This window comes from Streptomyces sp. NPDC059166 (assembly GCF_042755185.1).
GTDB lineage: Bacteria > Actinomycetota > Actinomycetes > Streptomycetales > Streptomycetaceae > Streptomyces.
Window position 1 is genome coordinate 165,611 of record NZ_JBHZCI010000004.1, and the last position, 19,113, is coordinate 184,723.

Genomic DNA, 19,113 nt, shown 5'->3' on the forward strand with positions numbered 1-19,113 from the left:
CAGTGTGCCTCGGTCAACGCAGGGTGACCTGGAGGTGAATTGCGGGGGGCCGCGCTGCCCGGCCGGCGGGGAACGTACGATCGGCAACCGTGCAGCAAGGTTCCGAGAACACTTCACGTCGCGGCCGTCGCTCCTCCACCATGGGCGGCATGCCGCTCAACGACATGCCGTGGTGGCGCTGGCGCAGCAACGTGCGCTCGGCGCTGCACATGCTCTCCGACCCCGTGTTCCACCGCGAGTGCTGGCTGGCCGGCCGGGAAGGGTACGGCGACGTCACCGACGCCGTGTACCGCCTGGTCGAGGACACCTGGCTCGACAACTGGTCCGCCGAGAAGTACGTGGGGACGATCTTCCGCGACTCGGCCGAGGCCGCCCTCGTGGACGTCGCCGCGCTGCGGGTGCTGCGCATCATGCACCAGATAGGCGCCGACGCCCCCGTCTCGGCCTATCTGGAGCACCCGGGCTGGCAGGAGGCCGTCCTGGCCGCCAGGGAGGCCCATGTGATGCTCGCCACCAACGACGGTGAGGACCCCGGCACCCCGCCGAAGTCCCTGGACGTGCTCCGCATCATGACCGGCTCGGCGTGACGGCCGGGCGGTGTGGCACCCTACGGGGATGACCGCGCCGCAGCCCGCCGAATCCGTATCCGCTGCCTCGGACGCCCCCGCCGAGCAGTACGTCCTCACGCTCTCCTGCCCGGACAAGCAGGGCATCGTGCACGCCGTGTCGAGCTATCTCTTCATGACCGGCTGCAACATCGAGGACAGCCAGCAGTTCGGCGACCACGACACCGGTCTCTTCTTCATGCGTGTGCACTTCTCGGCGGACGCCCCGGTCAGTGTGGACAAGCTGCGGGCCAGCTTCGCCGCGATCGGCGACTCCTTCCGGATGGAGTGGCAGATCCACCGGGCGAGCGACCGGATGCGGATCGTGCTCATGGTGAGCAAGTTCGGGCACTGCCTGAACGACCTGCTGTTCCGTTCCCGCACGGGGGCCCTGCCGGTCGAGATCGTGGCGGTCGTCTCCAACCACACGGACTTCGCCGAGCTCGTCGCCTCCTACGGCGTCCCCTTCCGGCACATCCCGGTGAACAGGGAGAACAAGCCGGAGGCGGAGGCGCAGCTGCTGGAGCTGGTGCGCGGCGAGAACGTCGAACTCGTCGTCCTGGCGCGCTACATGCAGGTGCTCTCGGACGACCTCTGCAAGCAGCTCAGCGGCCGGATCATCAACATCCACCACTCCTTCCTGCCGAGCTTCAAGGGCGCCAAGCCCTACCACCAGGCGCACGCGCGCGGTGTGAAGCTGATCGGCGCGACGGCCCACTACGTGACCGCCGACCTCGACGAGGGCCCGATCATCGAGCAGGAGGTCGAGCGCGTGGGCCACGGTGTCACGCCGGACCAGCTCGTGGCCGTGGGGCGCGACGTGGAGTGCCAGGCGCTGGCCCGGGCGGTCAAGTGGCACGCGGAGCGGCGCATCCTGCTCAACGGCCGGCGCACGGTCGTCTTCGACTGATCAGGGTTCCCGGGGCGGCGCCTGAGGGCTGTGCCGCCCCCGTCAGAGCCGGCTGAGCGAGGCAGCGGCGAACAGGACGTCCCGGATCGCCTCCCGGTCGCCCTCCTGCCCGGCCGCGGCCTCGACCGGCGGCACATGGCCCGCGACCAGACGGCAGAACTCCACCCCGTCGAGCGCGACCTGCGCGACCGTGTGGGAGGGCGAGCCGAGGGCGGCCGGTGAGTCCAGGGCGATGTACCAGTCCCCGCCGCCCCTGCCCTCGACCTCCAGGTGGAGGGAGCGGCCGGGGGAACCGGCGGAGACCAGATGGCGGGGCGGCGAGGCCAGGCCGGCCCGCCGGCGCTCCGCCAGGACACCGGGCAGCAGTCTGACCGCGAGGCCGATCATCTCGTGCAGATGGGCGGGGGCGGGCGGCGCGTAGGGGTAGTCCACCGCGTCGGCGATGTCGTCGCCGTGCACCCAGCACTCGAAGGCCCGCTCCAGCAGCGCGTCCTGCAGGGGCAGCGCGAAACCCCCGTACGGCACGGAGAGCTCGGCCACACCGCGGCCCGCGAAGGACACCGTGCGGATCAGGGCGTGGTTCTGGTCACGCCAGGGCTCACGTACGGCCCGGGTGGGCGGGCGCCGGGCCCCGGACCAGTACGACTCGGTGCGCTCGGTGGGGGCCAGCGGCCTGTCACCCTGCCCCAGCGGGTCGTCCAGGCCGAGTGCCCGGGACACCAGGCCGTCGACGGCCATCAGATGCCCGATCACCCCGGCGACCGTCGTCTTCCGGTTCACCTGCTCATCGCCCTCGAACCACTTCAGGCGGACCGGCGCGTGCCACTCCGAGTCGCCGATGTCCCGCAGCAGCGCGTCGAGGCGCGCGGTCTCGGCGTCGTAGGGGGCGGCCCAGCCGGGGACGGGGATGCGCGCCGGACGACGGCCCAGGCAGTTCTCCAGCACGCGCGACCGGAGCAGCGGGTCCAGGTCCAGGGTGCCGTCCGAGTGCAGCAGCCCCACGGCGTCGCGGAGGCGCAGCGCCTCGTCGGCGCAGGGTGCGCACGCGGTGAGGTGGTCCTCGACGGCCGCCGTCTCCTCGGGCGAGCAGGCGGCCAGGGCCCAGGCGCCGAGGAGCGACTGGAGCACATCGTGGGGGAGAGGCGGGCCGGACACAGGCTCCTGGGGCTTCGGCGGCATGAGGGGTTCCGGGGAGCCGGACGGCCCGGTGATCTCGGGAGGTCCGGCCGGGGGCAGGCTCTCGCGGTCGTCCGGGGCCGCGCGCGGCCCCGGTATACGCCGCCCCACCGGCCGCTCCTCCTCGCGGCCGTCGCCGCCGTGGTCCCCGCTCACGGTGTGGGCCCGTATCCGGGAGCCGTGCGGTCCGCCGGCGACCGGGTGGCCGCGGTGGAGAGCAGCTGGAGTCCCAGTCGCAGCCGGCGCCGGGCCTCGTCCCCCGTGACGCCGAGGTCGGCCGCGGTCTGCCGGTAGTCCCGGCGCTGTGCGTACGCCAGCTCCAGGGCGGCGCGCAGCGGCGCGGGCATGGAGGCGACGATGTAGTCGGCCCGGGCGGCCGAGGTGGCCCTGCGGACCCGGTGCTCGAGTTCCTCGGGGTCCTGTCCGCCGTCCGCGCCCGTCGCCCGCAGCCGCTGCACGGCGTGGCGGTGGGTGAGCCGGGCCATCCAGGACCGCATCGAGCCGAGCTTCGGGTCGTAGGCGTCGGGGTTCTCCCAGACGTAGCCGAAGACCTCGCGGGTGACCTGGTCCGCGGCCTCCTCGTCGTCGAGCATGCGGTGGGCCTGGCTGTGCACGAGGGCGGCGAAGCGGTCGTAGAGCTCGCCGAGGGCCGCCGCCTCGCCGCGGGCCAGCCGCTGCTGCATGCGGCGGTCCCAGCGCGGTGGTGCGTCCTTCACCATCCAGCCCCCAGCCCTGTGCCTCTCGTCACGTCGAATGTAGTCGGCGCGATCGTCGGGGTACGTATGTTTCCGGCAAGTACGTCCCTCAAGTGGCGCCGAATGATAGGGAACACATCCCCCCTTGCCTTTTCCTGATCGGGTAAACGATCCTGAACTGATCATTTCTGCAAGGAAGCTGTGCCAGGTCGGTGAGCGGAAGGGCGTTTCGCGGGCGGGTACGCGGGCAGCCGCGAGGAGGAACGGAAACTTCCGGATCCTTCGGAAGCCCCGGAACGAGAGGCCGAGTCGCGTGACGCTGAAGGTGGACGAGACGGAGCAGGACGAGTGGACCGTGCTGCGGATCCACGGCGAACTCGATCTCGTGAGCTCGCCCGTCGTGCGCCAGTCCGTCCACGAGGCGGTGGCCGCGGGCCGGCACGACGTGGTCCTCGACCTCTCGGGCGTCCTCTTCTGCGACTCCAGCGGCGTCGGCGTGCTGATCGCCTCCCGGCGCCTGATGAAGTCCTGCGGAGGCCGGCTCAGGCTGATCCTCCCCGCGCGCGGAGCCGTCGACGGCTCGCACGTCAACAAGGTGCTCGGCGCGCTCGGGGTGCGCCGTCTCTTCGACGTCTACCCCGACGCCGACGCGGCCACCGACGAGGAATCCCGGCCGCTCACGGCGTGACACGCCGGTCCGGGGCGAGGTTGTCACCGTCCTGAAGGACGTTGGTGACACGTGGCGCCGCCCGGCGACGTACGCTCCCCGCATGGACAGCGCAGAGTACGAGCGCAAGATCGCGCACCGCTTCGCCGCCTTCGACCAGGACGGCAACGGCTACATCGATCGCGCCGATTTCAACGCCGCCGCGGCACGCCTGCTCGCCGAGTTCGGTACGACGGCCCGCTGCGACCGGGGACAGTCCCTCTACTCGGGCGCCGAGGCCTTCTGGCAGGGCATGGCGGGCATCGCGGACGTGGACGGCGACCAGCGGGTCAACCGTTCGGAGTTCGTCGGAGGCGCGGTGAAGCGGCTGCGGGACAGCCCCGAGCGCTTCGCCGAGATCGCCCGCCCCTTCCTGCGGTCGGCTCTCGCGGTCGCCGCCGGGACGGACCTCGAAGGCGCCTCGCCCGTCTCGGCTCCCGTCGCCGAGGTCGAGCGCGCCCTGCGGGTGCTGGGTGCCGCGGAGGACGTCGCGGGCATCGCGGCCCGGAGCCTCGACACCGACCAGGACGGCCGGATCGGCGAGGCGGAGGCGGTCGCCGCCTTCTCCGCCTACTTCACCGTGATCGCCCCCGACGCGTAACAGTCGTGATCCGATCCGTCGTCCGGCCGGGGCATCGGGCGCGCCCGGGCCGCCCGGCGGCGGCGGACGCCGGATCGGGCGCGTCAACACGCCCAACAGATTGAGCAGTTCGTGCCCTTCCGGAGCCCGTCCGGCGCAGCCGCCCGGCCGGGCTCCGGAAGGCCCCCGGCGCAGTCGTGGCTGACCGGAGGCGTACGGAGCGTGGTCCGCGGGTGACGCAGAGCGCCCGCGGGGGCGCCGGAACCGGCCGGTGGTCCGTCACCGGGCGGAGTCGGGGGCCCGCGCTCGGGTACGCTCCCTGAGATGCGAGTGGTACTGGAACCGAAGGATCCGGGCGCGCCCTACGCGGCCGCCCCGGGCGGTGCGCGGTGCCCTGCTCGCACCCCACGGAGCTGCGGCCGGACCGCCGGGGGCCCGCCCCGGGCGGCGCACGCACGCTTCTGTTCGACTCATCGCAGCACGCGTCGCACAGTATGGACCACGCGTACTCCTTCGCGCTGGAATATGCCCGAAGCGCTTGTTGCGGTGACTGTACGTCAACCATGCTGTCTCGCAGGGGAGTCACGTTCCGTGACCCTGAGGAGGCGCGAGGCGATGTGTCCGCCGGTTCGGATGGTGTGAGCGGTGCAGGTGCTTCAGGTTCAGCTTGAGGTCGGGCCGGATCCCGCGGAGGTGGGACGGGCCCGCAGATGGGCGCGGTCGCGCCTGATCGGATCCGGGATGGAGGACGACGAGCCGATCGCGGAGACGCTCATCCTGCTGATCTCGGAGCTCGTCACCAACGCGGTGGTCCACACGGGCTGTCCGGCCGTTCTGCGGATGCTCTTCGGATCCGCGAACCCGACGGGTTCGGCCGGCACGGTCCGCGTCGAGGTCGCGGACGCCAGCTGCCGCCCGCCCCAGCCCCGCCACGCCGCGGGCGAGGACACCGGGGGCCGTGGCCTGGAGCTGGTGGACGGCCTGGCCGACCGCTGGGGCTGGCAGCCCGAGGGTGCGGGGAAGCGGATCTGGTGCGAGGTCGACCGTCAGGGCCCGGTGATGGTCCCGGTGATCCAGGAGCAGCCGGGCGACCGCGCCTGCCTCTGAGCGGGCCGGCGGTTCAGCGCCCGGGGACCGCCGCACGGAACGTCCGCCGGTAGGCCGTGGGAGAGACCCCCAGCGCGGCCTGCAGGTGCTCCCGCAGGGAGGTGGCCGTCCCGAATCCGGCGTCCCGTGCCACCCGGTCCATCGGCAGGTCCGTCGACTCGAGCAGCTGCCGCGCCCGTTCCACCCTCTGCTGGGTGATCCACTGCCCCGGGCTCATCCCGACCTCCTCCCGGAACCGGCGCGTGAAGGTGCGTACGCTCATCGACTCCTCGCGGGCCATGTCGCGCAGCAGTATGGGCTGCTCCAGCCGCCCCAGCGCCCAGGCGCGCGCGCCCGTCGTCGTCGCGACCCCCGCCTCGGGAAGCGGACGCCGGACGAACTGCGCCTGTCCGCCCTCCCGGTGCGGGGACACGACGGTGCGACGGGCGACGTCGTTGGCGACGGCGCTGCCGTGGTCCCGGCGCACGATGTGGAGGCAGAGGTCGATGCCCGCGGCCACGCCCGCGGAGGTGAGTACGTCCCCGTCGTCGACGAACAGGACGTCGGGGTCGACGCGTACGCGCGGGAACAGCCGCTGGAAGTGGTCCGCCGAGGACCAGTGGGTGGTCGCCGGGCGCCCGTCGAGAAAACCGGCCGCGGCGAGGACGTAGCTCCCGGTGCAGATGGACACCAGGCGGGTGCCGGGTCTGATGTGCCCCAGCGCGGCCGCCAGTTCCTCGGTGAGCCGGCCCTCCTCGTGGACGGGACCCAGCTCGTACGAGGCCGGGACCACCACGGTGTCCGCCGTGGCGAGGGCCTCGGGCCCCCGCTCCACCATGATGCTGAAGTCGGCGTCCGTGAGGACCGGGCCGGGCGGACGGACGGAGCACGTCACGACGTCGTACAGCTTCTCCCCCCTGTTCATCGGCTCGCCGCTCAGGGAGCGGCCGAATATCCGCTGGGGGATGCCCAGTTCGAAGGGCAGGACTCCGTCGAGTGCGAGAACGACGACACGATGGCGCATCTGGATCCCTGCTCCCCGGGTTGGGTGCGATCGGCGGCGGACTGATAAACGTACCGGCCATGAGGAAGAAGCCGCCGATAGACGCCGTCGTTCCCCCCGCCGAAGCCGTCCGCCCGGCCGTCGGAGCTGTCCGCCCGGCCGCCGGAGCCGTCCGGATCGCCGCCGGGGCGGCGGCGATCGCGACCGTGGCCGCGGGGCTAGGTGTCCGTGCGGTGGCGGACGGGGACCTGGCCAAGTACGCGGGCGATGCCCTCTACACCGTCCTGGTGCACGCCCTCGTCGTCGTCCTCGCGCCCCGGCTGCGGCCCGGGACGGCCGCGGGGACCGCGCTGGCGGTGAGCTGGGCCGTGGAGCTGGCCCAGCTCACCGGCGTACCCGGGGAGCTCGCCCGTGCGAGCACGGCGGCGCGGCTGGTGCTCGGCTCCACGTTCAACGCGCCCGACCTGCTCTGGTACGCGGTGGGAGCGGCGGCTGCCTGGGCGCTGCACGCCGCCGCACGCCGGTTCCGGGGAAGGGTGTGGCCCGATCCCTGCGAAGGGTGACCTCCCGGCCACTCGTGCCGGGAGGGCCTGTGACCGGATGCTGGGCGACATGACCCGGACAATCGCCACGGTGGCGGAGGACGTCGCCCCCGGCCGCCCTCGCCGTCCCCTCGTGCACCGCGCCTGGATCGTCGCAGCCGTCACCTTCGTGACGATCATCGGCGGCGCCGCCTTCAACTCCCTTCCCGGCCTCCTCATCGACCCCCTCCACACGGAGTTCGGCTGGTCGCGCGGGGAGATCGGCCTGGCCGTCTCCATCGACATGGCGCTCTACGGGCTGACCGCGCCGTTCGCGGCCGCGCTCATGGACCGGTTCGGAATCCGGCGGGTGGTGGTCGTCGCGCTCAGCGCGGTCGCCGCCGGGGCGCTGGCGAGCGTCTGGATGACGGCGTCCTGGCAGCTGATGCTCTACTGGGGCCTGCTCGTCGGGCTCGGCACCGGATCGATGGCGATGGCCTTCTCGGCCACCGTCACCAACCGCTGGTTCACCGCCCGGCGCGGTCTGGTCACCGGGGTCCTCACCGCGGCCGGCGCCTCCGGTCAGCTCGTCTTCCTCCCGCTGTGCGCCTGGATCGTGGATCGCCACGGCTGGCGCCCCGCGTCCGTGACGGTCGCGCTCGCCGCCCTCGCCGTCGTCCCGCTGGTCTGGTTCCTGATGCGCGACCACCCGGCCGACGTGGGCCTCGCCCCGTACGGCGGGACGTACACCGAGAAGCCGGCGCCCGCGAGGGGCGCCGCGGCCCGCACCGTCCGCGTCCTGTTCGAGGCGGCCCGCACGGGCCCCTTCTGGCTGCTGGCCGGCTCGTTCGCGATCTGCGGGGCCTCCACCAACGGACTGATCCGCACCCATTTCGTGCCCTCGGCCCACGACCACGGGATGGCGATCACCGCGGCCGCCTCCCTGCTGGCCGTGATCGGCGTCTTCGACATCATCGGCACCGTGTTCAGCGGCTGGCTCACCGACCGGTACGACGCCCGCAGGCTGCTGGCCGTCTACTACGGGCTGCGCGGGGTGTCGCTGCTCTTCCTGCCGATGCTGATGGCGCCGGCCGTGCACCCGCCGATGGTCCTGTTCATCGTCTTCTACGGCCTCGACTGGGTCGCCACGGTGCCCCCGACGCTGGCCCTGTGCCGGGAGCGGTACGGCGAGGACAGTGCGATCGTCTTCGGCTGGGTCCTCGCCTCGCACCAGGTGGGGGCGGCCCTGGTGGCCTTCCTCGGCGGAGTCGCCCGTGACGTCTTCGGTTCGTACGACGTGGTCTGGTACGCCTCGGGCGCCCTGTGCGCCATGGCCGCGCTCATGGTGCTGGCCGTGCGGCGGATCCGGACGGGGCAGGCGGTGCCGGCAGGGGCGGGCTGAGCCCGCGCCGGGACCGTGCGCGCGGAGCCGTTCCGGGCACCGGCGCCGGAGCTCTCAGCCCCCGGCCACCTTCCCCGCGATCCGCCGAGCGTCCAGGGCGATCTCGCGGAGCATGCCGCTGATCGGGTTGGTGAACCCCGTGAAGTACAGGCCCGGGGCGCCGTCCGGGGTGCGGGCGCCGTGCGCCACCGGGCGCCCCCGCCCGTCCAGCACCCCGAGATGACCGACCAGGCCCTCCAGGGCGCGCTCGTAGCCCGTCGCCGCGATCACCGCGTCCGGGGTGATCCGGGTGCCGTCGGTGAGCACCACGGCGTCCCTGTCGAAGGACGCGACCGCGGCCACCGGAACCACCCGCCCGCGCCTGACCGCGTCGATCAGTCCGACGTCCTGGACCGGGATCGCACCCTCCCTGACCCGGGAGTACAGCCCGGTCTCCGGGCGGGGCAGGCCGTGTTCCGCCAGGTCGGGGACGGAGATCCGGCACATCAGGCGCGCCGCCCGGTCGACGAGCCGGACGGGCAGCCTGCGGACCAGGACCGCGGTCGCCTGGGCGGGCCAGCCGGCGGTTGAGCGGCGCACGATGTGCGGGACGGTGCGGACCGCGATCCGCACCCGGGACGCTCCGCCCTCGGCGAGGTCGACGGCGATCTCCGCCCCGGTGTTGCCGACGCCGACGACCAGTACGTCCTTACCCGCGTAGGGGGCCGGGTTCCGGTACCGGGAGGCATGCGTCAGCTCGCCCGTGAAGTCCTCGCGGCCGGGCAGGGCGGGCAGCCGCGGGGTGTGGTTGAAGCCGGTGGCCACCACGACCGCGCGCCCCGTGAGCACCCGGCCGCCGGTCGCGCTCAGCTGCCAGCCGGTACCGTCCGCGGTCCGGTCGACACGGGACACCTCGACACCCGTCACCACTTCCAGCTCGTGGTGCTCGGCGTACTTCTCCAGGTAGCGGACCATGTCGTCCCGGGACACCCAGCGCCCGAACCGGCGGGGCATCGCCAGCCCCGGCAGCGCCGACCAGCGCCGGATGGTGTGCAGGTGCAGCCGGTCGTAGTGGCCACGCCACGAGGACCCCACCTGTCCGGACCGTTCCAGGACCACCGCCCGCACGCCCCGCTCCCGCAGGGCCGCGGCGGCGGCGAGACCGCCTGGGCCGCCGCCGATCACGTAGACCGGGCGGCCGTCGGTGCGGTCGACGGCGGAACGGGCGGACTCATCGGTGCGGGCGGTGCGTTCGGGCATGCTTCGGAGCGTAATAGGACATGAACATGATGGGTTCCGGTACGGACGGGAATCGGTTGCGAAATGATCACGGGCCGGCGGTTCGCCCGCCGGGGCCGCGCCCGGAGCGGTCGCGGCTGCGTCAGGGCCCCGTACGCAGGCCCGGGGCCGCCCAGACCGGGAACCAGCGGGACAGGTCCTCCTCCACCCGGAGGTCGTCGCCGAGCACCGCCCGCACCTGGAGCTCCAGTTGGCTGTCGCGCCTCTCCCCGCCGCCCGGAGCCGGGGCGAACGGGTAGAAGGTGCCCCGCTTGTAGAGGTAGACCAGGGCCAGCGGCCGTCCCTCCGCGTCCCGGAACCCGATCAGCGAGCAGAGCAGGTGCGGCCCGAAACCGCCGTCCCGCAGCAGGGTGTTCACCGCGTGCAGGTCGTTCACCAGGGCGGCCGCACCCTCCGTGCCGGGCTCCTGGCGGGAGAGCAGCCAGGTGTAGCCGTAGTCGTCCCGGCTGAACTCGACGGGGACACCGCCCCGTCCGGTGTCGGCGTCGAGCAACTCCCGTACGTCCTCACGGATACGCGCGAAGGCGGAGCCCTCGACCCCCGCGAAGCAGACCGATCCGAGCCCGGTCGGCGAGAAGCCGGTCGCGGCCTCCAGGGTGAGGGAGGCGGACGGTACGGCGAAGAGCTGGTCCAGATCGGGCCGGACCGGTCTGCCGCGCCCCAGGATGCTGTCGAGCAGGCCCACGGTGACTCCTCACGGGCGGGACAGACCGGCCGAGATGCGGGCCAGTTGGTCCAGACGCTGTTCGAGGGTGGGGTGGGAGGAGAGCAGCCGGCCGAGGCTCTCCCTGGAGGAGAAGGCGGGCACGAAGTAGAAGGCGTTGTACGGCTCCGCCTTCCGCAGGTCCTCCGTGGGGATCCGGGCCATCTGCCCGCTGACCTTGGTCAGGGCGGAGGCGAGTGCCGAGGGCCGGCCGGTGAGCAGCGCCGCGGTGCGGTCGGCGGAGAGCTCGCGGTAGCGGGAGAGCAGCCGGGTCAGCAGGAAACTCACGGCGTACACTACCGCGCTGACCAGCGGGATCAGCATGATGATCACGCCCGCCGGGTCGTTGCCCCGGCTGCCGCGGGCGAAGCCGCCCCACAGGGCGACCCTGGTCACCACGCCCGCCAGGACCCCGAGGAACGACGCGATGGTCATCACGGCCACGTCCCGGTGTGCGACGTGGGACATCTCGTGCGCCAGGACCCCTTCGAGCTCCTCGGGTTCCAGTCTTCGCAGCAGTCCGGTCGTGGCGCAGACCAGGGCGGTCCTCTCGCTGCGCCCGGTGGCGAAGGCGTTCGGGACGTCGCTCCTGGCGATCGCGACCCGGGGCTTGGGCATGTCGGCCAGCGCGCAGATCCGGTCGACCGCGCCGTGCAGCTCAGGTGCCTCCTCCGGGGTGACCTCGCGCGCGCCCATGCCGTACGCGGCGATGCGGTCGCTGAACCAGAACTGGGCGACGAACATGCCGCCGGTGGCGATCAGGATGACGGGCCAGGCGCCGCGCAGTGCGGCCAACAGCACGCCCACCAGGACGACGTAGAGCAGCCCGATGAAGAACATGGTGCTCACCATGCGGGCGGTCAGGCCGCGGTCCGGGGCGTAGCGGGAACGGACTCGTGCCATGGGTGCCTCCAGCGGCTCACCTGACTCCCATAGTGCTCCTCCTCGGTAGATTCCGGATAAAGCGCTACGAGGTGGGGTGCGCGCTCCGCGGATGCCGGACGATCGGTGCGCGGTCCGCGGCGCGGTGCCGTCAGGGCCAGAGCAGCTCCCGGACCCAGCCGTCGCCGTCCCGGCGGTAGCGCAGCCGCACGTGGCGCCGCCGGGCGTCGCCCTGGAAGAACTCCACCTCCAGGGGGTCGACCGCGTAGCGGGTCCAGGTCGCGGCCTCGGCGTCCGGTTCGTCCCGCGCGCGCTCCCAGGCGGCCTCCGAGGCCCGCGCGAGGTCCTCGACCGAGGGCAGTGCCTCGCTCTGGGACCCGGTCAGGGCGGCTGCCAGCGCCCCCGTGGACCTTGCCCGCAGATCGGCACGGCTCTCCGCCCGGGCCGCGGGTGTGACGCTGCCGCGCACCCGGACCTGGCGGCCCTGCACGGGCCAGTAGAAGCCGAGCGCCGCGTACGGCCGGGCGGCGAGCTGGCGGCCCTTGGCGCTGGTGGCGTGCGTGGCGAAGTGCCAGCCCCGCTCGTCGGCGTCGTGCAGCATCAGGGTGCGCACGTCGGGACGGCCGTCGGCGTCCGCGGTCGCCAGGGTCATGGTGTGGGGCTCGGTCTGCCCGGCCGCCACCGCCTCGGCGAACCAGGCGTGGAAGAGCGGCAGGGGTGCCGGGGGAGCCGCCGACGGGTCGAAGGACGGAAGTGGGGCCTCCCACACGCGTTGCGCGTGGAGCAGTTCACGGAATTCCTGCTGTGCGTCGCTCATGGGTCCATTCCACCGCGTGGCGCGCCGGTGCGGAAACGCCGACGGCGGACCACCGGGGTGGTCCGCCGTGACGCGACAGGACGGGGAGCCGCGAGGGGGCGCGGTACCCGTGTATGCGGGGGTGGCAGCGCTGCCGGCGCCTACCTGGCCGGCTTCTTCCCGGTGATGCCGAGGTGGACCAGCAGGGCCAGGTTGGGGCGGAGTTCGGCCTGCTTGACCCCCCAGGTGGTGAAGCCCTTCTGGTGGGACGCGACCCCCGCCAGCATGACGACGAGGGAGCCGGCCACCGCGGCGGGGCTGACGTCCTTGTCGACCTTGCCCTTGGACTGGAGTTCCTTGACGGCGTCCGTCAGGGAGCCGGTGACCGAGTTGAGGACCTTCATGCGGATCTTGTAGAAGCGCTTGTCGCCCTCCGCGGCACCGAGGTCCACCACGCGGAGGATCGCGTCATGGCGCCGCCAGAAGTCGAGGAAACCTTCGACGAGTTCCTCGGAGGCCTGCCGGCCGGCCTTGCCGACCCAGGTGCGTCCGCCGACCAGTTCGGTCAGTCCGGCACCTTCCTTGGCCATTTCCTCGGCGAGTTCGAGAACGGCGCCCTCGACGTCGGGGAAATACTGGTAGAAAGTCGCGGGTGAAGTCCCCGCCTTCCGGGCGACGTCGATGACTTTGACGTCCCGGTACGGCGAGGAGCTGAGCATCTCGCTGAGGCAGTCGAGCAGCTTCTGCCGCGTCGCCTGACCTCGCCGACCAGCCACGCGGCCGTCGACGGTGCGTACTTGTCCTGTCATGCCCGTCAGCTTACCGAGGGGTGAACCGAGCGCGATTCGGCCGAGTGCAAATGGGGAACGGGCCAGTGCGGACAGGGTGTAGGGCGCAATTCCCGATGAAGTCGGGGTCATATTCCCGGCGGGCGTGAGGGTTTATGGAATTGCGCTTCCCATGGGGCCGGGTGCGAGCCGGTGGGATGGTGCTATCAACAGGCTGTGGATAACTTCGGTGGACAACGTGTGTCCACCGGTGGTGCCCGATCTTCACGATTCGGTCAAAGGTTCTAATTCGGCTCTCTCGGGGCGCGCCCGGGGTGGCGTGACGTTACGTTGAGTGTGACGGGTGTCACCCCGTCCGTTCCGGGTTGCTCCCGGCGACGCTCCCGCCGACACGGAAGGACCCCGGATCATGGCCGTATTCGCGCAGTCCGAGCCGTGCTGGGTGGATGTGCAGCTCTCCGACCTGGAGGCCGGCAAGCGCTTCTACGGCGGGCTCTTCGGCTGGACGTTCCACGCGGGTGACGGCATGCCCTTCGCCGACGCGTACAGCGACGGCGAGCTGGTCGCCGCACTCGCCGCCAAGCGGGACGGCCGTATGCCCACGACCTGGGGCGTCTACTTCTCCACGGAGGACATCCGGGCCACCGTTGCCCTGGTCCGCAGGGCCGGGGGGCAGGTGATCACCGACCCGGTCAGGGCCGGAGCCGCCGGGGTGACCGCCCAGGCCGCGGATCCCGGCGGTGCGGTGTTCGGCCTCTGGCAGACGGGGGAGCGCGCCGGTTTCGAGAAGCGGAACGCCCCCGGCTCCTTCTGCTGGACCGAGGTCCACACCCGTGCCCCGGAGCGGGTGGACGCCTTCTACGAGGAGGTCCTCCACTTCCGGGGGACCGACATCCGGATCCCGGACGCGACCGGAGCGCGGGAACCGTTCCGGATGTGGTCACCGGCAGGCACGGAACCGGGCGAGGACACCGCCGTCGGCGGCCGCGCGGTGATCGCCGGGACCCGCCCGGAGATGCTGCCCAGCCACTTCCTCACCTACTTCGCCGTCGCCGACTGCGACCGCGCCGCCGAGACCGCCGTCCGTCTGGGCGGCCGGGTCACGGACCCGCCCGAGACCACCCCGTACGGGCGGATCGCGGGTCTGCAGGACGATCAGGGTGCCGCCTTCGCCGTGCTCCAGCCGGCCGAACCGACGCCCTGACGGCTTCACCCGGTGTCCTGAAACGGCTGGAGTGCCACAAGACACCCCGATCCGCCCCCGGGTTCGCAACCAGGCGTCGAGCCAGGAAGAATCAGGGTGCGCACCGCCAAGTGGTGCCCACTGGTGAGACGCTGCACAGGGCGGGATTTCGCGGGCTTCTGTTCCTGAGGCCCGTACGGGGAGGTGGCAGGCAAGTGGAGCAGCTGACGCAGCATGACCCGAGGCGGATCGGCCCGTTCGAGGTGCTGGGACGGCTCGGGGCCGGCGGCATGGGGCTGGTCTATCTGGCGAGGTCGGCGTCGGGCCGGCGAGTGGCGATCAAGACGGTCCGCACGGAACTGGCCGAGGACCAGCTGTTCCGGGTCCGTTTCACGCGTGAGGTCGAGGCCGCCCGCGCGGTCAGCGGCTTCTACACCGCCGCCGTGGTCGACGCCGACCCCAGGGCGGCCGTGCCCTGGCTGGCCACCGCCTACGTCCCCGCCCCCTCGCTCGAGGAGATAGTGAACGAGTGCGGGCCGCTGCCGACGCAGGCCGTGCGCTGGCTGGCCGCGGGGATCGCCGAGGCCCTGCAGTCGATCCACGGGGCGGGCCTGGTCCACCGCGACCTGAAGCCGTCCAACGTCCTCGTCGTCGAGGACGGCCCACGCGTCATCGACTTCGGCATCGCCTCAGGCGTCTCCAACACCCGGCTCACCATGACGAACGTGGCCGTGGGCACACCGGCGTACATGTCCCCGGAGCAGGCACGCGACTCGCGCAGCGTGACCGGCGCCAGCGACATCTTCTCGCTCGGCTCGACGCTCGTCTTCGCCGCCACCGGCCACGCGCCGTACCACGGGGCGAATCCGGTCGAGACCGTCTTCATGCTGCTGCGGGAGAGCCCCGACACCGCGGGGCTGCCCGACGACCTGCGTCCCCTCATCGAGTCCTGCATGCAGATGGACCCGACGCGGCGGCCCAGCCCGGCGGACCTGCAGTCCCAGCTCGCCCCGCACCTGTTCGGGTCCGGGAACGACGACAGCGGCACCGCCTCGGCCTGGCTGCCCGGCGTCGCCACCGCCCTGATCGAGCGGTTCCGCGGCCGCGGCCGTGCCGTCACCGCCGCGCCCGCGCCCGCCGTCGTGCCCCCGCGCCCGCAGCAGCCCCCGCCCGGAGCCGCGGCGGACACGGCCTGGCAGGGCGGGGACCCGCAGACCGCTCCTGCCCCGGTGCCCGTGCCCGACGGGGGACCGGTGCGGCTTCCCGGGGCGAAGGTGCCGATCGGGCCCGGGCCGCGTCCCGCGGAGGTACGCGGGCCCGCCGCCGCGCACGCCGATCCGGCGACCGGCTGGGTACGCGCACCGGGCGGCGCCGTGACGCCCGGCGCCCCGGTTCCCGCCCCCGCGCAGGCCCCCGACAGCGCGCCCGCCGCACCGGAGCGCTGGCGGCCCTGGCGCTTCCGCATGTCCAACGACGTGTGGGGCACCCCCGTGGTGGTGGGCGACCTGCTCTACGTGACCTCCTTCGAGGTCCACGCACTCGACGTCGGCAACGGGCGCCGTCAGTTCAAGACCCGTGACGTGGCCTGGTCGATGGCCGTCGACGGCGGCCGCATCCACGCCTCCGACGGACCCTCGCTCTACGCGCTGGACGCGACGAGCGGCGCCGAGCGGTGGCGGCTGGCCACCGACGCCTGGGTGTACGCGCTCAAGGCGGACCGGGGCACCGTCCTGACCGCGACCCGCGGCGGCGGCGTCCAGGCATGGGAGGCGTCCACGGGCGAGAAGCTGTGGGAGACCTCCGGCGCGCAGACCGACTTCGAGACGGCCGAGGCCGGCCCCACCCTGCACGACGGCACGGTCTACCTCTGGCAGGACGCCCGGCTGCGCGCCGTGGACGCCCGCACCGGCGCGGAGCGGTGGTCGTACCCCGTCGGTGACGCCGCTTCGTGCGGCGGGGTACCGGTGCGTGTGACGCCCGCGCCCGACGGCTTCGTGTACGTCGCCGCGGGTACGAGGGTGCTGGCCGTGGACACGGCGTCGGGGCGGGTCCGCTGGCACTTCGAGGCACCGGCCGTCTTCCTCTCGCCGCCCGCCTTCGCGCCGGGTCCCGCGGTGACGGGCGGCGGCGTCTACCTCGCCGACTACCTGGGCACCGTGTACGCGCTCGACGCCTCGACCGGCAAGGACCGCTGGCGGATCGCGACGGAGGCAAGGCAGTCCGTCGAACCCGCCCTGGTAACGGCGGGCAACGTGCACGTCGGCAGCGGCAGCGCGCTCTACACCCTGGATGCCGTGACCGGGACGCCCAAGTGGCGGTTCGCGGCGGGCGGGGAGGTGGTCGGCGCACCGGTGGTCGCGGACGGACGGGTTCACTTCGGCTCGGCGGACCACGTGCTCTACACCCTGGACGCGGCCGGCGGTCAGCTCCGCTGGAAGCTGGCCACGGGCGGCGAGATCACGGGCTCCCCGGTGGCGCAGGGCGGGGTCGTGTACGCGTGCAGCAAGGACCGCTGCGTGTACGCCCTCGACGCGCTGAAGGGCACGGGGACGGGCAACAGGGCCCGCGCCTGACCGGGGCGCCCGGATGCCTCACGGGTGCGGCGGCCGGTACCGGCCGTCGCCCTCGGGGGGAGGCCCCTCCCCCTGGACCGGGTACTCGGCGGTGTCCTCGTCGCCGGACGTCGCCCGGTGCCGGCCCGGGCCGGTGTACGGATCCGCCTCGGGCTCCGGACCCTGGGACGTGTACACGGCGGGGCCCGGCTCCTGCGTCGGGGGCCAGGTGTCCGGGCGGTCGCCCGGCGGGACGGGATACGGCTCCGGGGCGTTCCGGCCGGGCCGCGCGCCCCGTCGCCGTCCGGACATCAGCAGCGAGCCCAGCAGGATGAGGACGCCGCCCGCCAGCGCCTGCGCCACACCCCAGCCGAGTCCGGACCCGTCGCCGTCGAGGGTCAGTCCGCTCTCCGCCTGGCCGATCCGCACCATCCAGAACACGGTGAAGCCGAGGACGACCAGACCGGCGAGGGCGACCGCCGAACGCGAGCGGAGCACCACCCCCACCAGGGTCAGCAGCGCGGCGAAGAGGAACGGAAGCAGGATCGAGGACATCACCGACGAGGAGACCGTGGTGATGCCGCCGAACAGGTCCTCGATGCGGTAGTCCCGCCCCAGGCGGGTGTCGTACCAACGGCGGAACGGGCTCTGCACGGCCGCCGCCGCTCCCACGAGGGCGACGACGGCGCCGAGGACATTGCGGATCATCGACAGCCTCCCGGGCCAGGGCGCACGCGGCTGTGCGCACGGCTCCCGCGCTCGACGCTACGCCGGGGAGATCCACCCTGCCATCGGAGACCATGACCGGACCGTGACAGGGCCATGACCGGCCCGTGGAAAGTGCCGGTAACGCTGTGCGTTACGGTGTCGCGCGGCCGCGCGGCGGTCCTGCAAGCCGACTACAGCAAGGGGGGCTGCATCGATGATGCGGCGACAGATGAGGTTCGCGGCCGTGCTGGTCGTGGTGGTGCTCGCCCTCACGGGGTTCTCCACCTCCAGTCACGGCGGCAGGAGCGGGAAGAGCGGGAAGAGCCGCAGCAGTTCGGGTGGCGGCGGGTGCTCGAACTCGAAGAAGAGCAACAACGGTTACCACGACTACGACCACGACGACGACTACGACAGCTCGTCGGGCTCCTCCGGCGGCTCCACCTACGAGTCCGCCACCCCTTCACCCACCGCGTCCGACGCACCCGCCGTCCGGGTCGTCCGCTGCGCCCAGCCAAGGAAGGGCAAGCGCAAGGCGGTGACCTACTCGACGGTCGAGGTCCGCTCGACGGCCGCCGTCGAGCACACCTACGAGGTCGACGTGACCTTCGTGGACGCCAAGGGCCTGACGGTGGACACGGGCGATGTGTCGGTCGACCTCGACAGCGGCGAGACCCGGATGGTGACGGTGAAGATGGACAGCCCCGGCCTGGTCTCACGGGTCAAGCGCTGCACGGCCTCGACGGAGGAGCGCTACTGACCTCGGCGCGGCGCGGGTCCTCACCCCGTACGAGGCGACCGCACCGGCCGTGGTCCGGGACCTGTGCCGGGTCGGCTCAGGTCGCGTGGATGTTCTGAGCGGTGACGGGGGTCCCGCCGGTCGCGTGGATGTTCTGCGTGGTCACCGGGGTTCCGCCGGTCGCGTGCGTGTCGGCCGCCGCGGGGACGGCCGAGCCCAGGCCGAGCGCTACCGCGAAGGCGGCGGCCACGAGCGTCTTCCGGGTGATGTTCACTACGACTCCTGTGGTGGGGTGGGTGCGTGGCCGGTCACGCGGGGCGTGGCATCGGCGGGAGAGGGACCATGGCGACGCGGCGACGTACGGGAAGCGAGCCGGGGCACGATCCCCGGAGCCGCCGCGGATGCGGAGCGGCCGCGACGGCTCCCCCTCCGCGCCGCCGCGGCCGCTCCCTGCGGGTGAATGAACCTAGTTGGCGGGTTCGCCGGTCGCGTGGGCGTCCTGCGTGGTGAGGTCCGCGCCGGTGGCGTGGGCGTCGGCCGGCTTGAGCGGCGAGCCGGTGGCGTGGGCGTCCAGCGTGGTGATCTCCTCGTCGGTCGCGTGCGCGTCCGCCGGCTTGAGGATGTCGCTCTTGTCGGCCATGAAGCTCAACTCCTGGAAATCTGGTGGCTGCGGATGAAGGGTCCACCCGGCGGTTCCCCCGTGGATCGCCGGGTGGGCCCTCCCAGGGCCGATCACCCTAACGGTGCGGCCACTCGCCGATCCGTGTGCCCCCCGACGCGACGGATCGATGAGTAGAGAGTGC

Annotated in this window: 21 protein-coding genes; 10 read left to right on the forward strand and 11 right to left on the reverse strand. The window is 72.8% G+C overall.

The window, feature by feature from the left end; all coding sequences use genetic code 11:
* Positions 1 to 140 precede the first annotated feature (140 nt).
* Together ACFXOA_RS04795 and purU are read left to right on the forward strand one after the other, a co-directional pair.
* On the forward strand, positions 141 to 587 hold the full coding sequence (locus tag ACFXOA_RS04795) for a hypothetical protein (RefSeq protein ID WP_385022716.1): 447 nt from the start codon (positions 141 to 143) through the stop codon (positions 585 to 587).
* 28 nt (positions 588 to 615) lie between these two features.
* On the forward strand, positions 616 to 1,515 hold the full coding sequence (purU, locus tag ACFXOA_RS04800) for a formyltetrahydrofolate deformylase (protein WP_385022502.1): 900 nt from the start codon (positions 616 to 618) through the stop codon (positions 1,513 to 1,515).
* Positions 1,516 to 1,557: 42 nt separating this feature from the next.
* Here purU and ACFXOA_RS04805 read toward each other — a convergent pair whose 3' ends face one another.
* Positions 1,558 to 2,847 (reverse strand): maleylpyruvate isomerase N-terminal domain-containing protein, encoded by a 1,290-nt coding sequence (locus ACFXOA_RS04805; protein WP_385022505.1) that lies wholly within the window; start codon positions 2,845 to 2,847, stop codon positions 1,558 to 1,560.
* Positions 2,844 to 3,410, reverse strand: a complete 567-nt coding sequence (locus tag ACFXOA_RS04810; RefSeq protein WP_385022508.1) for an RNA polymerase sigma factor — start codon at positions 3,408 to 3,410, stop codon at positions 2,844 to 2,846. Before ACFXOA_RS04810 ends, ACFXOA_RS04805 begins: the two co-directional genes overlap by 4 nt.
* A gap of 289 nt (positions 3,411 to 3,699) precedes the next feature.
* Here ACFXOA_RS04810 and ACFXOA_RS04815 point away from each other — a divergent pair, with 289 nt between their 5' ends.
* From ACFXOA_RS04815 to ACFXOA_RS04825, 3 genes are all read left to right on the forward strand, one after another.
* The gene (locus ACFXOA_RS04815) at positions 3,700 to 4,074 is read left to right on the forward strand and encodes an STAS domain-containing protein (protein WP_385022511.1); all 375 of its coding nucleotides are present in this window, start codon (positions 3,700 to 3,702) and stop codon (positions 4,072 to 4,074) included.
* 82 nt (positions 4,075 to 4,156) lie between these two features.
* Entirely contained in the window at positions 4,157 to 4,693 is a 537-nt protein-coding gene (locus ACFXOA_RS04820; protein ID WP_385022514.1) for an EF-hand domain-containing protein, read from the forward strand.
* 624 nt (positions 4,694 to 5,317) lie between these two features.
* A complete protein-coding gene (locus ACFXOA_RS04825) occupies positions 5,318 to 5,779 on the forward strand; it encodes an ATP-binding protein (protein WP_385022517.1) in 462 nt (153 codons plus the stop codon).
* Positions 5,780 to 5,792: 13 nt separating this feature from the next.
* On the opposite strand, the gene ACFXOA_RS04830 is transcribed toward ACFXOA_RS04825, so the two are convergent.
* Positions 5,793 to 6,782: a GlxA family transcriptional regulator gene (locus ACFXOA_RS04830; RefSeq protein WP_385022520.1), complete on the reverse strand. Its 990-nt coding sequence runs from the start codon at positions 6,780 to 6,782 to the stop codon at positions 5,793 to 5,795.
* A gap of 59 nt (positions 6,783 to 6,841) precedes the next feature.
* Here ACFXOA_RS04830 and ACFXOA_RS04835 point away from each other — a divergent pair, with 59 nt between their 5' ends.
* Positions 6,842 to 7,324, forward strand: a complete 483-nt coding sequence (locus ACFXOA_RS04835; protein ID WP_385022523.1) for a DUF2809 domain-containing protein — start codon at positions 6,842 to 6,844, stop codon at positions 7,322 to 7,324.
* A 49-nt stretch (positions 7,325 to 7,373) separates the two neighbouring features.
* On the forward strand, positions 7,374 to 8,684 hold the full coding sequence (locus tag ACFXOA_RS04840; RefSeq protein ID WP_385022526.1) for an MFS transporter: 1,311 nt from the start codon (positions 7,374 to 7,376) through the stop codon (positions 8,682 to 8,684).
* Positions 8,685 to 8,738: 54 nt separating this feature from the next.
* Here ACFXOA_RS04840 and ACFXOA_RS04845 read toward each other — a convergent pair whose 3' ends face one another.
* From ACFXOA_RS04845 to ACFXOA_RS04865, 5 genes are all read right to left on the reverse strand, one after another.
* Complete coding sequence (locus ACFXOA_RS04845; RefSeq protein WP_385022529.1) at positions 8,739 to 9,923, reverse strand: flavin-containing monooxygenase; 1,185 nt, start codon at positions 9,921 to 9,923, stop codon at positions 8,739 to 8,741.
* Positions 9,924 to 10,044: 121 nt separating this feature from the next.
* The gene (locus ACFXOA_RS04850; RefSeq protein ID WP_385022532.1) at positions 10,045 to 10,647 is read right to left on the reverse strand and encodes a hypothetical protein; all 603 of its coding nucleotides are present in this window, start codon (positions 10,645 to 10,647) and stop codon (positions 10,045 to 10,047) included.
* 9 nt (positions 10,648 to 10,656) lie between these two features.
* A complete protein-coding gene (htpX, locus tag ACFXOA_RS04855) occupies positions 10,657 to 11,568 on the reverse strand; it encodes a zinc metalloprotease HtpX (protein WP_385022535.1) in 912 nt (303 codons plus the stop codon).
* Between the two features lie 130 nt (positions 11,569 to 11,698).
* Positions 11,699 to 12,364 carry a pyridoxal 5'-phosphate synthase gene (locus ACFXOA_RS04860; protein ID WP_385022537.1) on the reverse strand — a complete coding sequence of 222 codons (666 nt, stop codon included), beginning with the start codon at positions 12,362 to 12,364 and terminating at the stop codon, positions 11,699 to 11,701.
* Positions 12,365 to 12,504: 140 nt separating this feature from the next.
* On the reverse strand, positions 12,505 to 13,152 hold the full coding sequence (locus tag ACFXOA_RS04865) for a TetR family transcriptional regulator (RefSeq protein ID WP_385022540.1): 648 nt from the start codon (positions 13,150 to 13,152) through the stop codon (positions 12,505 to 12,507).
* A 388-nt stretch (positions 13,153 to 13,540) separates the two neighbouring features.
* Between ACFXOA_RS04865 and ACFXOA_RS04870 the strand changes: the two genes are divergently transcribed.
* On the forward strand, positions 13,541 to 14,335 hold the full coding sequence (locus ACFXOA_RS04870) for a VOC family protein (protein ID WP_385022543.1): 795 nt from the start codon (positions 13,541 to 13,543) through the stop codon (positions 14,333 to 14,335).
* 194 nt (positions 14,336 to 14,529) lie between these two features.
* Complete coding sequence (locus ACFXOA_RS04875; RefSeq protein ID WP_385022546.1) at positions 14,530 to 16,887, forward strand: PQQ-binding-like beta-propeller repeat protein; 2,358 nt, start codon at positions 14,530 to 14,532, stop codon at positions 16,885 to 16,887.
* 18 nt (positions 16,888 to 16,905) lie between these two features.
* On the opposite strand, the gene ACFXOA_RS04880 is transcribed toward ACFXOA_RS04875, so the two are convergent.
* Positions 16,906 to 17,574 (reverse strand): hypothetical protein, encoded by a 669-nt coding sequence (locus ACFXOA_RS04880; RefSeq protein ID WP_385022549.1) that lies wholly within the window; start codon positions 17,572 to 17,574, stop codon positions 16,906 to 16,908.
* A gap of 214 nt (positions 17,575 to 17,788) precedes the next feature.
* Here ACFXOA_RS04880 and ACFXOA_RS04885 point away from each other — a divergent pair, with 214 nt between their 5' ends.
* Entirely contained in the window at positions 17,789 to 18,331 is a 543-nt protein-coding gene (locus tag ACFXOA_RS04885; RefSeq protein ID WP_385022552.1) for a hypothetical protein, read from the forward strand.
* Positions 18,332 to 18,407: 76 nt separating this feature from the next.
* On the opposite strand, the gene ACFXOA_RS04890 is transcribed toward ACFXOA_RS04885, so the two are convergent.
* Together ACFXOA_RS04890 and ACFXOA_RS04895 are read right to left on the reverse strand one after the other, a co-directional pair.
* Positions 18,408 to 18,584 (reverse strand): hypothetical protein, encoded by a 177-nt coding sequence (locus ACFXOA_RS04890; RefSeq protein ID WP_385022555.1) that lies wholly within the window; start codon positions 18,582 to 18,584, stop codon positions 18,408 to 18,410.
* Positions 18,585 to 18,776: 192 nt separating this feature from the next.
* The gene (locus tag ACFXOA_RS04895; RefSeq protein WP_385022558.1) at positions 18,777 to 18,950 is read right to left on the reverse strand and encodes a hypothetical protein; all 174 of its coding nucleotides are present in this window, start codon (positions 18,948 to 18,950) and stop codon (positions 18,777 to 18,779) included.
* Positions 18,951 to 19,113 lie beyond the last annotated feature (163 nt).

Bases quoted from the DNA above. Each gene is read 5' to 3' on its own strand.
- ACFXOA_RS04865 (WP_385022540.1), bottom strand. From the start codon at position 13,152: ATGACAGGACAAGTACGCACCGTCGACGGCCGCGTGGCTGGTCGGCGA.
- ACFXOA_RS04870 (WP_385022543.1), top strand. From the start codon at position 13,541: ATGGCCGTATTCGCGCAGTCCGAGCCGTGCTGGGTGGATGTGCAGCTC.
- ACFXOA_RS04830 (WP_385022520.1), bottom strand. From the start codon at position 6,782: ATGCGCCATCGTGTCGTCGTTCTCGCACTCGACGGAGTCCTGCCCTTC.
- ACFXOA_RS04835 (WP_385022523.1), top strand. From the start codon at position 6,842: ATGAGGAAGAAGCCGCCGATAGACGCCGTCGTTCCCCCCGCCGAAGCC.
- ACFXOA_RS04795 (WP_385022716.1), top strand. From the start codon at position 141: ATGGGCGGCATGCCGCTCAACGACATGCCGTGGTGGCGCTGGCGCAGC.
- ACFXOA_RS04895 (WP_385022558.1), bottom strand. From the start codon at position 18,950: ATGGCCGACAAGAGCGACATCCTCAAGCCGGCGGACGCGCACGCGACC.
- ACFXOA_RS04845 (WP_385022529.1), bottom strand. From the start codon at position 9,923: ATGCCCGAACGCACCGCCCGCACCGATGAGTCCGCCCGTTCCGCCGTC.
- ACFXOA_RS04880 (WP_385022549.1), bottom strand. From the start codon at position 17,574: ATGATCCGCAATGTCCTCGGCGCCGTCGTCGCCCTCGTGGGAGCGGCG.
- purU (WP_385022502.1), top strand. From the start codon at position 616: ATGACCGCGCCGCAGCCCGCCGAATCCGTATCCGCTGCCTCGGACGCC.
- ACFXOA_RS04860 (WP_385022537.1), bottom strand. From the start codon at position 12,364: ATGAGCGACGCACAGCAGGAATTCCGTGAACTGCTCCACGCGCAACGC.
- htpX (WP_385022535.1), bottom strand. From the start codon at position 11,568: ATGGCACGAGTCCGTTCCCGCTACGCCCCGGACCGCGGCCTGACCGCC.
- ACFXOA_RS04810 (WP_385022508.1), bottom strand. From the start codon at position 3,410: ATGGTGAAGGACGCACCACCGCGCTGGGACCGCCGCATGCAGCAGCGG.
- ACFXOA_RS04820 (WP_385022514.1), top strand. From the start codon at position 4,157: ATGGACAGCGCAGAGTACGAGCGCAAGATCGCGCACCGCTTCGCCGCC.
- ACFXOA_RS04840 (WP_385022526.1), top strand. From the start codon at position 7,374: ATGACCCGGACAATCGCCACGGTGGCGGAGGACGTCGCCCCCGGCCGC.
- ACFXOA_RS04885 (WP_385022552.1), top strand. From the start codon at position 17,789: ATGATGCGGCGACAGATGAGGTTCGCGGCCGTGCTGGTCGTGGTGGTG.